Below are 11,711 nucleotides of genomic sequence, written 5' to 3'. Positions count from 1 at the left end.
GGTCCCACTCCTTCCCATCCCGAACAGGACAGTGAAACGACTCAGCGCCGATGATAGTGCGGGTTCCCGTGTGAAAGTAGGTCATCGTCAGGCTCTTACAGCCCCAAATAGCCCAGCCCCTCAAAAGGCTGGGCTTTTTGCGTTTGGGTTTCACCATGCTGCCGGCAGCCCAGATATTGTCGGGCACGGGCTTTGCAGCAATCACGCCATTTCCCACCGGAGTATTCCCATGTTCGCTGTCTGGTCCCGTCGTGCCCGTTGGGTGGCACTGTCTGCCGTTGTCGCCCTCGCCGCGGGTTGCGCTTCAACGCCCCAGCCGTCCGTGGCCGAGCCCGTGAAGGTCAAGGTGTTCGTGGCCGCCATGTTCGAGATCGGGCAGAACACCGGCGACCGCGCCGGTGAATTCCAGCACTGGTACGAGCGCTACTGGAAGGGCTCGACGCCGGTCACCGTGCCCGGTGCGTTGCAGCCCGTGTATTGCAATGCCGACGGCGTCTGCGGGTCGGTGCTCGGCATGGGAAAGGTCAATTCGTCTTCGTCGATGCAGGCCATCCTGACCAGTCCGAAGTTCGATTTCTCGAAGGCCTACTACGTGATCTCGGGCGTGGCGGGCACGCCGCCTTCGCGCGGGACCATCGGTGAGGTCAGCTGGGCCACCTGGCTGGTCGACTACGACCTCGGCCATCGCTGGGCGCCCGAGGAGAACAAGGCCGGCGAGCCGACTTTCATGCCGCGCAAGGGCTACGAGGAGTACCGCCGCTTCAAGCTCAATCCCGAACTGGTCGCCTGGGCGATGAAGCTCTCGGCCGACACGCCGCTGAAGGATTCCGATTCGGCCAAGGCCTACCGCCTGCGCTATCCGCAGGCGGCTGCGCGCCGCGCGCCATTCGTCGGCACGGGCACCCACATGACCGGCGATACCTTCTTCCATGGCCCGGGCTTGTCGAACCAGGCGCAGTACATCGCGAAGCTGTATGGCGCCGACGACTACGTGATCACCGAGATGGAAGCCGCCGCGATCACGCTGGTGATCAAGCGCCAGCATGGCACCGATCGTGTGATGAGCCTGCGCGGCGCGGTCAATTTCGACCAGGGCAATCCGCGCGAGACCACCCTGCAGCACCTGGATCCGGCGCCCGGCGAAACCGCGGGCGGCTTTGCCGAAACGGTCGAAAACATCGAGCTCGTCGGCAGCCGCGTGGTCGATCACATCGTCGTCAACTGGCCGCAGTGGCAGGCCGGCGTGCCGGCGCTTGCGCAGCGCTAGAACAGCGAGGCGGTCTGGGCTGCCGCGGCGTCGGCCGATGACCTGCCGCGGTGTGCTGGGCCGCCTTGGGACGCCGCCTCCACCTGGACCTCGCCGGCCCTGGCGAGCGTGCCCACGCGCACCCCGAGCAGGCGCAGCGGGCGTTCCAGCGGCACCCGCTTGAGGCACTGGCCCGCGATGCGGCGGATCGCCTTCGGATCGGCCGTGAAGCCCTCGATGGTCTGGTCGCGGGTCGCGATCTTGAAGTCGCCGTAGCGCAGCTTGATGCCGATGGTCTTGCCGACGTAGCCCTTGCGCTGCAGGTCTTCGGCCAGCTTCTCGCAGAGGTGAGTGAAGATGGCGCCGAGTTCGGCGCGGTCGCGCACCGCGTGCAGGTCGCGCTCGAAGGTGGTCTCGCGGCTCATCGACACCGGCTCGCTCTCGGTCACCACGGGCCGGTTGTCACGGCCCCAGGCGACTTCATGCATCCAGGCGCCGCTGGCCTTGCCGAAGTTCGCGACCAGCCAGTCGCGGTCCTTCGAGGCCAACTCGCCGATGGTGCGGATGCCGTGCTGCTGCAGCTTCTCGTCGGCCTTCGGGCCGATCCCGTTGACCTTGCGGCAGGGCAGCGGCCAGATGCGCGCCTGCAGGTCGCTCTCGAACACGATCGAGATGCCGTTGGGCTTGTCGAACTCGCTGGCCATCTTGGCCAGCAGCTTGTTCGGCGCCACGCCGATCGAGCAGGTCAGCCCGGTGGCGTCGAGGATCGACTTCTGGATCAGCCGCGCGAGCACCCGCCCGCCTTCGCGCTGGCCGCCGGGGACCTCGGTGAAATCGATGTAGACCTCGTCGACGCCGCGGTCTTCCATGAGCGGCGCGATCTCGGTGATGACCTGCTTGAAGCGGCGCGAGTACCTGCGGTACTCGTCGAAGTCCACCGGCAGGATCAGCGCCTGCGGACACAGCTTGGCGGCCTTCATGAGCCCCATCGCCGAGCCGATGCCGAACTGCCGCGCTGCATAGGTCGCGGTGGTGATCACGCCGCGCCCCGCGTAGTCCTTGAGCAGTGGAAAGGCGGCCACCGGGATGTCGGCCAGCGTACCGCCCTCGGGCACCGCGCGCAGGGCCTCGTCGACCTTGCGGCGGCCGCCGCCGATCACCATCGGCAGGCCCTTGAGCTGCGGGTAGCGCAGCAGTTCGACAGAGGCGTAGAAGGCGTCCATGTCGAGGTGGGCGATGCGGCGGATCGGTGCGGTCGTCACCCCTGCAATTGTCGTCGCTGCGGCCGCGTCCGACCGGCGCTCCATCGACGCTTGCGCTGCGCAGGCTGCCGGTGCCATGATCCGCCCCATGCAGACCCTCGCTTCGATTCTCTGGCGCCGGCTCGGCCAGCCGGGGCATGACGTCTGCCGGCTCGAGCGCCAGGGCGACAACTGGCAGATCGACGGCGGGGCGGCGTTTCGCCATGAGGACGGAAGGGTCGCGCAGCTGCACTATCGCGTGCGCTGCGATCGCGCCTGGCACACGCAATGGGGCACGGTGCGCGGCTGGCTCGGCGGCGAGGCGATCGACCTGTCGATCGTGCGCGATGCGCACGGCGGGTGGAAGCTCAACGATGCGCCGGCGATGGAGCTCGGTCATTGCGTCGATCTGGACCTGGGCTTCACGCCGGCGACCAACCTGCCGCAGCTTCGAAGGCTGCACCTGGCGCCCGGCGAGGCCGCGGATGCCCCGGTGGCCTGGCTGGACCTGGACGGCGGCGGGCTGAGCGAACTGCAGCAGCGCTACGAGCGGCGCAGCGAGAGCGACTACTGGTACACCGCGCCGCGCTTCGATTACGAGGCCATGCTGGAAGTCACCCCGGATGGCTTCGTGCGCCGCTACCCGGCGATCTGGGAAGCCGAGGACTGAATCGCCGCCGTCAGCGGGTCAGCGGTCGTGGCGCAGGTCGCTCGACGCGTGCGCCTTCAGAAGGTGCCGGGCAGCAGGATGCTCGAGTCGACCTCGTCGATCTGCGTGCGGCCGCAGAAGGCCATGGTGAGATCGAGTTCGCGCTGGATGATCTGCAGCGCGCGGGTCACGCCAGCCTGGCCGAAGGCGCCCAGGCCGTAGAGGAAGCTGCGGCCGATCAGGGTGCCGTGGGCGCCCAGTGCGCGCGCCTTGAGCACGTCCTGGCCGCTGCGGATGCCGCCGTCCATCCAGACCTCGATCTCGGTGCCGACCGCCTCGGCGATCGCCGGCAGTGCGGCGATCGAGGAGGGTGCACCGTCGAGCTGGCGGCCCCCGTGGTTCGAGACGATCAGCGCATCGGCGCCGCTGGCCGCCGCGAGGCGCGCGTCTTCCACGTCCATGATGCCCTTCAGGATCAGCTTGCCGCCCCAGAGCTTCTTGATCCACTCGACGTCGGCCCAGCTCAGCGTCGGGTCGAACTGCTCGGCGGTCCAGGAGGACAGCGAGGAGAGATCCTTCACGCCCTTGGCGTGGCCCGCGATGTTGCCGAAGGTGCGGCGCCTGGTGCCCAGCATGCCCATGCACCAGCGCGGCTTGGTGGCCAGGTTCATGAGGTTCTTGAGCGTGGGCTTGGGCGGCGCGGTGAGGCCGTTCTTGATGTCCTTGTGGCGCTGGCCGAGGATCTGCAGGTCGAGCGTGAGCTGCAGCGCCGAGACGTTGGCGGCGCGGGCGCGTTCGATCAGGCGCTCGATGAAGTCGCGGTCGCGCATCACGTAGAGCTGGAACCAGAACGGATGGCGGTCGGTCTTCTCGGCGATGTCCTCGAGCGAGCAGATGCTCATGGTCGAGAGCGTGAACGGAATGCCGAAGGCCTTGGCCGCGAGCGCGCCGAGGATCTCGCCGTCGGCATGCTGCATGCCGGCCAGGCCGGTCGGGGCGATCGCCACGGGCATCGCGACCTCCTGGCCGATCATCGTGGTGCGGGTCGAGCGGCCTTCCATGTTGACCGCGACGCGCTGCCGCAGCTTGATCTTCTGGAAGTCGCTCTCGTTGGCGCGATAGGTGCCCTCGGTCCAGGCGCCGGAGTCGGCGTAGTCGTAGAACATGCGTGGCACGCGACTCTTGGCGATGACTCGCAGGTCTTCGATGGTCGTGATCTTGGACAGGTCTGGCACGGGAAAGGGCTCCTGGGTTCTGTGGCTGCGCAATGCCTATTATCGGCGGCGCGCCCGAGCGCCCTTTCCGGTCGTTCCTGTTGGCCTGCGAGTCCCGGCGGACCCGGGCGTCGGGACTCGCCCGAGCTTCCTACTTCAGTCTGCAGAACGGCCAGCCTTCGACGCTGGCCCAGATGCAGGCGCGGATCCAGGCGACCACGACATGCGGGTCTTGTCCCTGCGGCACGGTTGTCATCTTGATCAGCATCACGGCCTCCGTGGAAGTGGTGGAGCGAACTCCCATGGATGAAGGTATAGGCCCGGCGGGCGTGCCCGCACAGCAGCCCGCACGCTGCGACGCCGTGGGCCGCGGCGCGGGATGCCTGTACGCCGTTTGCCGATGGGTGGCCATCGGTTCCGGCTGACAGGTGTCGGACAGCGTCCGAGCCGCGGGCCGGGCCGTCCCTTCAGCGCGCCGACACCAGCACGAAGGCAATGCGCGCCGGGGCGCCCGACCGGTTGGCCCAGGCGTGGCGCGTTCCGCGCTGGATCAGCACGTCGCCCGCTCGCAACACCGTTTCCTCGTCGTCGAGAATCGCGATCAGTTCGCCCTCCAGCATCAGCGCGTAGTCCACGGTGTCCGTGCGGTGCATCCCCGGGTGCTCGCCGGGCTTCACTTCCCGGTGCGCGTCACGGTACATGTTCGCAAAGGTGGCTTCGAGCGCGCGTTGCAGCGCCTGCGGATCCTGCGGCTCCGGCGGGATGTCGATGATGCGCAGCACCGTGCCGTTCGGTGGCGGCGCCACGCCCTGGTGCGCCTCGATGGCATCGGGCGCGGCGAAGGCAGAAGGCGCTGCGCCCGTGCACCAGAGGTTGGTGACGCGGTAGCCCGGACGTTCGGCCACGACGCGCACGGCCGGCGAGGGGCCGTCTTCGACGATGCGCGAGCGGCCGTTGGTGCCGTCGCCCGTGACGACGCGGCGAATCGGAGCGAGGCCCGAAGCGGAAAGGGCGGGGGATGAGGGCGTGGGTGTGGTCAAGCTGGGCTCCTGGAAGGTCATTGGGCCACCGCGCCGGTGCGGCGGAAGGCTTCGCCCTGCTTGCGGAATTGCTCGTCGATCCGGCGTTCCCAGGCGGCGCGCGGCTGGTAGGCCACGACCTGGTTGCCGCGTGCCGCAGCCTCGCGCACGGCATCGGAAGCGGCCGCGCGTGCGCAGGCCGCATCGAGCTTCTCGAGGATCGGTTCGGGCACGCCGCGCGGCACGAACAGGCCGGCGAAGGATTCCTCCAGCACCGGCAGGCCGAGTTCCTTGAAGGTCGGGACTTCGGGGTAGGCCGGATGGCGGCGCGCCGAGGCCACGGCGAGCAGCCGCAGCTTGCCGGCCTGGATCTGCGGTGCCGCCGAGGCGGCGATGCTGCTCACGAAGTCGAGCCGGCCGGCGAGCAATTCCTGGATCGAGGCGGCGTCGCCCTTGTAGGGAATGTGAACCAGGTCGAGCTTCTGGTCGCGCGTGAGCTGGTCGATCGCGAGGAAGGGGGCCGAATTGGGACCGGGCGAGCCGTAGTTCAGCGGCCGGCTCCTGGCGGCCGCGATCAGTTCGCCGATCGTCTTGAAAGGACTGTCGCTGCGCACGGAGACACCGAGGATGTTCTCGGTCACGCCGCACAGGGGCTGCACCGTGTCGGGCCGCAGCTTGAGCCCCTTGATGTAGTGCGGCTGCACCGTGATGGGCGTCATCGGCGTGAAGGCCAGCGTGAGACCGTCGGCCGGAGCCTGGGAGAGCGCGGTCATGCCGATCACGCCGGAGCCGCCCTCGCGCGAGACCACGACCACGCCCTGGCCCCACTGCTTCTGGAACTGGTCGGCCAGCGTGCGCGCCATCAGGTCCGTCGAACTGCCGGCCGCCCAGGGATTGATGATGGTGAGCGCCCGGGCGGGAAAGCCGTCCTGGGCCCAGGCAAGGCCCTGCAGCGCCAGCAGCGCTGCCAGCATGGTTCTTTTCATTCGATGGTTCTCCGTGGTTCGGGATGGGATGGCGCGCCGGATCATAGTTCAGTCATCTGACTGAATCAATCAAGTGACTGAATCGGCCGGCTATGATCGAACTCCCGCCGGCCCCTCGGCGCTTCAGTCCGCGTTTCGATGAGTTCAGCCCTGCCGTCCGGCGACGAAACCCCCACCCGCGAGCGCATCCTGCTCGCGGCCGAGCGGCTGTTCGCCCGGCACGGCTACGGCGGCACCTCGTTGCGCGCGATCATGGGCGAGGCGGAGGTCAACACCGGTTCGGTGCACTATCACTTCCGCACCAAGCAGAGCCTGCTCGAGGCGTTGTTCGCGATGCGGGTGACGGAGATGAATGCGCAGCGCCACGCCCTGCTGGCGCAGTGCGAGCCGCAGGACCCGTGCGCCGCGCCCGAGCTCGAAGCGGTGCTGCGGGCGTTCTTCGCGCCGGCCCTGCGCTTCGCGCGTTCGGCCGCCGGCGCGGATTTCAACCGCGTGTCCGCGCTGTGTTCGGTCGATCCCGACCCCGAGGTGCGAAGAATCGTGTTCGCGGCCTACGACGACGTCGCGCGACGCTTCACCGCGCTGCTGCGCCGGGCCACGCCCTGGCTGGCCGATACCGATTTCCACTGGCGGCTCGAATGCATGTTCGGCAGCATGATGTACCTGCGCGCCGACAACGGGCGCGTGAGCTACCTGCTCGGCAAGGGCGAGGCGCGGCGGTCGGTCGAGGTGGTGCTCGACCAGCTCGTCACTTTCACGGCCGCGGGATTCCGCGCCGGTCTCAGCGTTTCGCGCCCGCCACCACGCCGGCCCCGCGCACCTCGAGCCTGACCTGGTCGGCCACCTGGCCGCGCGCATCGAGCAGTTCCACCACGTGCCGCCCCGGCCAGGGCAGCCATTGCGCGCTGGGGCCGCGCGCGAAGGGCTTGCCGTCGATGCGCCATTGCACGCCGCGGCCTTGGGCCTCGAAGCGCACGCGCTGGCGGTTGGGCGGGATGTCGGGGTCGAGCGCGATGATGGTGCCGTCGGACGGCGCCGTGATGCGCGGCGCCGCTTCGGCCGACGATGCGTCGGGCGCGATCGCGAACACCGGCTGCTCGGTGCCGGCAATGAACCATTCGGCGCGCGCCGCCTCGAGGTCGTCGCCGAAGCGCACCCGCGCCTGCACCACGCCTGCCGGCGGCGCCGGCGCCCGGCTCGGTTCGTGGCGATGCAGGAAGCCCATGAGCTGGGCCCAGACCGGCGCCGCGCCGCTGGTGCCGCTGACCTCCCACATCGGCGCGCCGCTGGCGTTGCCGACCCAGACGCCGACGGTGTAGCGACCGGACCAGCCGATGGCCCAGTTGTCGCGCATGTCCTTGCTGGTGCCGGTCTTCACGGCGCTCCAGAAGCGGGTGCCGAGCACGCTGTCGAGGCCGAAGGTGCGGGCGCGGGCGTTGGGGTCGGCCAGGATGTCGCCGACGATGAAGGCGGCGCGCGCATCGATGGCGTTGCCGTTGTCTCTCGCTGCGGGCGAGGGGCCGGGCAGATAGCGCGTGTCGCCGAAGCGCCCGCCGTTGGCCAGCGTGCGGTAGGCGTTGGTGAGCGTCAGCAGCGACACCTCGGCGCTGCCCAGCGCCAGGCTGTAGCCGTAGTAGTCGCCGTTCTGCGCCAGCGGCAGCCCGGCTGCACGCAACTGCCGCGCGAAGGCTTCGGGCGACACCATCACCAGGGTGCGCACCGCCGGCACGTTGAGCGAGGCCGCCAGCGCGGTGCGCACCGAGACGTAGCCCTTGAACTGCCGGTCGTAGTTCTGCGGGATGTAGAGCCCGCCGGCGGTGTTGATCTGCGCCGACGAGTCGTCCAGCAGCGAGGCCGCCGTGAGCCTGCGCTCGGCGATCGCCTGTGCGTACAGGAAGGGCTTGAGGGTGGAGCCAGGCTGCCGTTGCGCGAGCACGCCGTCGACTTCGGCCGCGCGGCTCAGCGTGCCCGAGGAGCCGACCCAGGCCAGCACCTCGCCACTGGCGTTGTCGAGCACCACCAGCGCGCCGTCCTCGACGTTGCGCCCGCGCAGTTCGCGCAGCTGGCGCTGCAGCGCATCGAGCGCGAAGCGCTGCAGCGGTGCCCGCAGCGTGGTGCGAACGGGCCGGGCCGTGCCGGCGTCCTTCAAGGCGCGCCGGGCCAGGTGCGGCGCGATCCCTTCGCTTGGATCGAAGGCGCGCCGCTGCAGCGCCGCATTGGCGAACATGTCGAGCGCATCGCAGTCCGGCTTGCCGGCAGGTTCCATTGCCCGCATCAGCTCGCAGGCGCGCTGCGCCACCTGCGCGGGCTTGGCGTTGGGTGCCCGCACGAGTGCTGCGGCGACCGCCGCCTCGCGCGCATCGAGCCCGTGCGGCGCCTTGCCGAACAGCGTGCGCGACAGGGCGTCGATGCCGACGATCTCGCCGCGGAAGGGCACCGTGTTCAGGTAGGCCTCAAGGATCTGGTCCTTGCGCCAGCCGCGCTCCAGCTGCTGGGCCGCCACGGTCTGGCCGAGTTTCTGCGCCAGGCTGCGGCCGCCGCCGGCGCGCCGCAGGTCATCGTCGAGCAGGCCGGCGAGCTGCATCGTGATCGTCGAGGCGCCGCGCGTGCGGGTGTTCCAGACGTTGCCCCAGGCCGCGGCGGAGACCGCGCGCCAGTCGACGCCGCTGTGTTCGTAGAAGCGCTTGTCCTCGCTCAGCAGCATCGCGCTGCGCAAGGCCGGCGAGATGTCCGCGAGCGCGATCCAGTCGCCGCGCCGCACGTGCGCGTCGGTGCGCACGCGCTGCAGCAGGACGCCGTCGCGGTCCAGCACCGCGGTGTCGGACGGGCGGAAGTCGCGCCGGACCTCGTCGAAGCCGGGGATCGCCCAGGCCGGCGCCGCGAGCACCGCGGCCAGCGCCAGCGCGAGCAGGGGACAACGAAAGGAGGTCATGTCGACTCGGGCACCGCGTCCCCGCCGGTCTGCAGACTTCAGGCGGGGCGCCGGGCGAGCAAGGCCCAGATTCCTGCGGCCGACAGCAGCGAGCCGCCGGCGAGGTTGAAGCGCCGCTGCGCGCGCGGCGATGCCAGCAGGCGACGCGCCGAGCCAGCGAACACCGCATAGAGCGTGGCGTTGAGCGCGGCCATCGCCACGAAGGTCAGGGCCAGCACCCACAACTGCTGCGTCACGCCGGTGCGCGCATCGATGAACTGCGGCAGGAAGGCGACGAAGAACACGATGCCCTTGGGATTGAGCGCCGTCACCAGGTAGGTATTGGCGAACAGCCGCCAGCGTGAGCCGGGGGTCGCGGGGGCGGCAAGAACGGCGGGCGAGATGCCGGCGCGCAGCAGCTTGATGCCGAGGTAGAGCAGGTACAGCCCGCCCACCCACTTGATCGCGGTGAACCAGAAGGCTGAGGTCGCGAGCAGCGCGCCGAGCCCGAGCAGCGACACCACCAGCGCGGTCGAATCGCCGAGCGCGACCGCGGCCACCAGCGGCACGTTGGCACGGCGGCCGTGGGTCACGGAGTAGCTGATGACCGTGAGGATCGTCGGCCCGGGGATGATCAGGAGCACCGCCGATGCGGCGACGAAGGCGAGCCAGAGCTGGATGGACATGACAGTTGTTCCTTGTATGGCGGGTCGTCGTGACGTCGACCCGTTGTGGAATGTAATCGGCGCCGGGCCGAAGCGCTGGGACGCGGCCGCGTCAGCGCAGCCGCTCGACAACAACCTCCCAAAGCGCCTTGGATTGCGCATAGCGCTCGACCACCTGCTCTTCCACGCCGAGCGTCCGCCAGCCGGTGGCGAACAGGCGGTCGACCGCGGCGCGATCGAAGAAGCGCTTGGGCATGCCGTCCACCAGATAGAAGTTGTCCGTGCGTTCGGGATCGCGCCTGGCGCCGTGATGGAAGTCGTGCGTCGAATTGAGGCGGCACAGCAGCACGCCGCCGGGCCGCAGTTGCTGGCGGATGCGCTCGACGAGTGCGACAGTCTCTGGCCAGTCGAAGTAGTGCAGGCAGAGGCTCGCGATCACGACGCCCATGTTTCCGGGCGGCAGAGGGAAAGGCTCGCGGATGTCCTGGCAATGGAACTGCGCGGAGGGCGCGCGGGCGCGGGCCGCTTCGATGGCTTCGTTGCTGAGGTCGATGCCCACCACCGCGAGTCCGGCACCGGCCAGCGTTTCGGTGTCGCGGCCGCTGCCGCAGCCGAGCTCGAGGATCGGCTGGCCGCCGGCGCGCTCGGCCACCAGGGACAGCCAGCGTTCAAGCCAGGGGTCGGTGGGCGAGGGGGCTGGCTGCGTCACGCCTTGGTCTTCCTCGGCTTGGCGGCAATCTCCATGGACTCCCTCGCCAGGGCCATCAGCCGCTCGCGATCCTCGAGCAGTTCGGCCGGCAGCGCGAAGTAGCGCCGGACCTCGACGCGGCGCACCCGCGTGGTGTAGGAGAAGCACTGGCTGCCCATGGCTTCGTAGGCCGGGCGCGTCGTGTCGTCGACCACGAAATAGAGCACGTTGCCGATGATCATCGCGAACTGCACGCCGTGGGCGGACAACCCGACGCCACCGAACAGGCGGGCGCCTTGCAGGTCGCGCAAGGCGTCCAGCTGGTCCTTCACGAAGTCGACGAAATCCTGCGAGTTCTTCACGGTGCCTTGGGACTACGCATCCATCACCAGCTGCGTCTGCGTGACGACCGCGCACAGCTTGCCTTCCGCCGACCTGATCGTGGTCTGCCACACCATCGTGGTCCGCCCGCGGTGCAGCGCCAGGCATTCGCCGACGACCGTGGTGTCCCTGCGCGCGCCGCCGATGAACTTGGTGCTGGAATCGGTGGTCGTGGTGCGCTTGCCTTGCGGGAGATTGAGGATCGTGCCCACGGCGCCGAGCGTGTCGGCGAAAGCCATGCAGGCGCCGCCGTGCAGGATGCCGCCGGCGGTACACAGGTCGGGTCGCACGGCGAGTTCGGCGACGACGCGCTCGGGCTCCAGCGTGACGAGGCGCACGCCCATCAAGCCGGGAAAGAGCGGTTCCAGGATCTGCTGGAGCTGTTCGATGGTGGGCATCGGTGGTTCCTGTCTCGGTCAGCCTTGCGCGCCGAAGCGAACCGCCAGCCGTGCGCGGGCTCGCGCGGCCTCGATCTCGCGATCGCGCGGATCGGCGGTGGTGACCAGCGATTCGATCAGCGCGCGGGCCGCGGCCGTGACGTCTTCCACGGCCCGCTCGAAGGCCGCCTCGTTGGCCCTGGAGGGCTGATGGAAGCCGCTGAGCTTGCGCACGAACTGCAGTGATGCGGCGCGCATCTCTTCGTCGGTCGCGGGCGGGTCGAAGTTGAACAAGGTCTTGATACTTCTACACATCATGTCTCCATGCGAGGCC

General features: G+C 69.3%; 14 protein-coding genes and 1 rRNA gene. 4 read left to right on the top strand and 11 right to left on the bottom strand.

From position 1 onward, the window contains the following. Together rrf and AB4Z46_RS26100 are read left to right on the top strand one after the other, a co-directional pair. Nucleotides 1–93 (top strand): 5S ribosomal RNA (gene rrf, locus AB4Z46_RS26105); the annotation flags it as partial. A gap of 229 nt (nucleotides 94–322) precedes the next feature. Continuing rightward, nucleotides 323–1,267, top strand: coding sequence for a purine-nucleoside phosphorylase (locus AB4Z46_RS26100; RefSeq protein ID WP_442286455.1), 945 nt, complete (start codon nucleotides 323–325; stop codon nucleotides 1,265–1,267). Here AB4Z46_RS26100 and AB4Z46_RS26095 read toward each other — a convergent pair. Beyond that, nucleotides 1,264–2,553: a Y-family DNA polymerase gene (locus AB4Z46_RS26095; RefSeq protein ID WP_442286459.1), complete on the bottom strand. Its 1,290-nt coding sequence runs from the start codon at nucleotides 2,551–2,553 to the stop codon at nucleotides 1,264–1,266. The genes AB4Z46_RS26100 and AB4Z46_RS26095 overlap by 4 nt on opposite strands. A gap of 43 nt (nucleotides 2,554–2,596) precedes the next feature. Here AB4Z46_RS26095 and AB4Z46_RS26090 point away from each other — a divergent pair, with 43 nt between their 5' ends. After that, on the top strand, nucleotides 2,597–3,157 hold the full coding sequence (locus tag AB4Z46_RS26090) for a putative glycolipid-binding domain-containing protein (protein ID WP_442286454.1): 561 nt from the start codon (nucleotides 2,597–2,599) through the stop codon (nucleotides 3,155–3,157). Nucleotides 3,158–3,213: 56 nt separating this feature from the next. On the opposite strand, the gene AB4Z46_RS26085 is transcribed toward AB4Z46_RS26090, so the two are convergent. From AB4Z46_RS26085 to AB4Z46_RS26070, 4 genes are all read right to left on the bottom strand, one after another. Next, the gene (locus AB4Z46_RS26085) at nucleotides 3,214–4,371 is read right to left on the bottom strand and encodes an alpha-hydroxy acid oxidase (RefSeq protein ID WP_442286453.1); all 1,158 of its coding nucleotides are present in this window, start codon (nucleotides 4,369–4,371) and stop codon (nucleotides 3,214–3,216) included. 130 nt (nucleotides 4,372–4,501) lie between these two features. Beyond that, on the bottom strand, nucleotides 4,502–4,654 hold the full coding sequence (locus AB4Z46_RS26080) for a hypothetical protein (protein WP_442286452.1): 153 nt from the start codon (nucleotides 4,652–4,654) through the stop codon (nucleotides 4,502–4,504). 163 nt (nucleotides 4,655–4,817) lie between these two features. After that, nucleotides 4,818–5,390, bottom strand: a complete 573-nt coding sequence (locus AB4Z46_RS26075) for a cupin domain-containing protein (RefSeq protein ID WP_442286451.1) — start codon at nucleotides 5,388–5,390, stop codon at nucleotides 4,818–4,820. Between the two features lie 17 nt (nucleotides 5,391–5,407). After that, on the bottom strand, nucleotides 5,408–6,355 hold the full coding sequence (locus tag AB4Z46_RS26070) for a tripartite tricarboxylate transporter substrate binding protein (RefSeq protein ID WP_442286450.1): 948 nt from the start codon (nucleotides 6,353–6,355) through the stop codon (nucleotides 5,408–5,410). 138 nt (nucleotides 6,356–6,493) lie between these two features. On the opposite strand from AB4Z46_RS26070, the gene AB4Z46_RS26065 reads away from it, so the two are divergent. Beyond that, complete coding sequence (locus AB4Z46_RS26065; RefSeq protein WP_442286449.1) at nucleotides 6,494–7,186, top strand: TetR family transcriptional regulator; 693 nt, start codon at nucleotides 6,494–6,496, stop codon at nucleotides 7,184–7,186. Here AB4Z46_RS26065 and pbpC read toward each other — a convergent pair. The 6 genes from pbpC to AB4Z46_RS26035 form a co-directional block, all read right to left on the bottom strand. Next, entirely contained in the window at nucleotides 7,137–9,287 is a 2,151-nt protein-coding gene (gene pbpC / locus AB4Z46_RS26060) for a penicillin-binding protein 1C (protein ID WP_442286448.1), read from the bottom strand. The genes AB4Z46_RS26065 and pbpC overlap by 50 nt on opposite strands. Before the next feature lie 38 nt (nucleotides 9,288–9,325). Then, the gene (locus AB4Z46_RS26055; protein ID WP_442286447.1) at nucleotides 9,326–9,952 is read right to left on the bottom strand and encodes a LysE family translocator; all 627 of its coding nucleotides are present in this window, start codon (nucleotides 9,950–9,952) and stop codon (nucleotides 9,326–9,328) included. Nucleotides 9,953–10,043: 91 nt separating this feature from the next. Next, nucleotides 10,044–10,640, bottom strand: coding sequence for a class I SAM-dependent methyltransferase (locus tag AB4Z46_RS26050; RefSeq protein WP_442286446.1), 597 nt, complete (start codon nucleotides 10,638–10,640; stop codon nucleotides 10,044–10,046). Next, entirely contained in the window at nucleotides 10,637–10,981 is a 345-nt protein-coding gene (locus AB4Z46_RS26045) for a TfoX/Sxy family protein (protein ID WP_442286445.1), read from the bottom strand. Before AB4Z46_RS26045 ends, AB4Z46_RS26050 begins: the two co-directional genes overlap by 4 nt. A gap of 12 nt (nucleotides 10,982–10,993) precedes the next feature. Next, entirely contained in the window at nucleotides 10,994–11,398 is a 405-nt protein-coding gene (locus AB4Z46_RS26040; RefSeq protein WP_442286444.1) for a PaaI family thioesterase, read from the bottom strand. 18 nt (nucleotides 11,399–11,416) lie between these two features. Continuing rightward, nucleotides 11,417–11,692 carry a DUF2277 domain-containing protein gene (locus tag AB4Z46_RS26035; protein WP_442286443.1) on the bottom strand — a complete coding sequence of 92 codons (276 nt, stop codon included), beginning with the start codon at nucleotides 11,690–11,692 and terminating at the stop codon, nucleotides 11,417–11,419. Between the last annotated feature and the right edge of the window lie 19 nt (nucleotides 11,693–11,711).

Source organism: Variovorax sp. M-6 (assembly GCF_052114385.1).
Classification (GTDB): Bacteria; Pseudomonadota; Gammaproteobacteria; order Burkholderiales; family Burkholderiaceae_C; genus Variovorax.
Note: the sequence above shows the minus strand (reverse complement) of the source record. Positions and strands in the feature narration are given on the sequence as shown.

Excerpts from the sequence above, each read along its gene's own strand:
- AB4Z46_RS26095 (WP_442286459.1), bottom strand. The coding sequence starts at position 2,553 with ATGGAGCGCCGGTCGGACGCGGCCGCAGCGACGACAATTGCAGGGGTG.
- AB4Z46_RS26090 (WP_442286454.1), top strand. The coding sequence starts at position 2,597 with ATGCAGACCCTCGCTTCGATTCTCTGGCGCCGGCTCGGCCAGCCGGGG.
- AB4Z46_RS26080 (WP_442286452.1), bottom strand. The coding sequence starts at position 4,654 with ATGGGAGTTCGCTCCACCACTTCCACGGAGGCCGTGATGCTGATCAAG.
- AB4Z46_RS26070 (WP_442286450.1), bottom strand. The coding sequence starts at position 6,355 with ATGAAAAGAACCATGCTGGCAGCGCTGCTGGCGCTGCAGGGCCTTGCC.
- AB4Z46_RS26065 (WP_442286449.1), top strand. The coding sequence starts at position 6,494 with ATGAGTTCAGCCCTGCCGTCCGGCGACGAAACCCCCACCCGCGAGCGC.
- pbpC (WP_442286448.1), bottom strand. The coding sequence starts at position 9,287 with ATGACCTCCTTTCGTTGTCCCCTGCTCGCGCTGGCGCTGGCCGCGGTG.
- AB4Z46_RS26055 (WP_442286447.1), bottom strand. The coding sequence starts at position 9,952 with ATGTCCATCCAGCTCTGGCTCGCCTTCGTCGCCGCATCGGCGGTGCTC.
- AB4Z46_RS26040 (WP_442286444.1), bottom strand. The coding sequence starts at position 11,398 with ATGCCCACCATCGAACAGCTCCAGCAGATCCTGGAACCGCTCTTTCCC.
- AB4Z46_RS26035 (WP_442286443.1), bottom strand. The coding sequence starts at position 11,692 with ATGTGTAGAAGTATCAAGACCTTGTTCAACTTCGACCCGCCCGCGACC.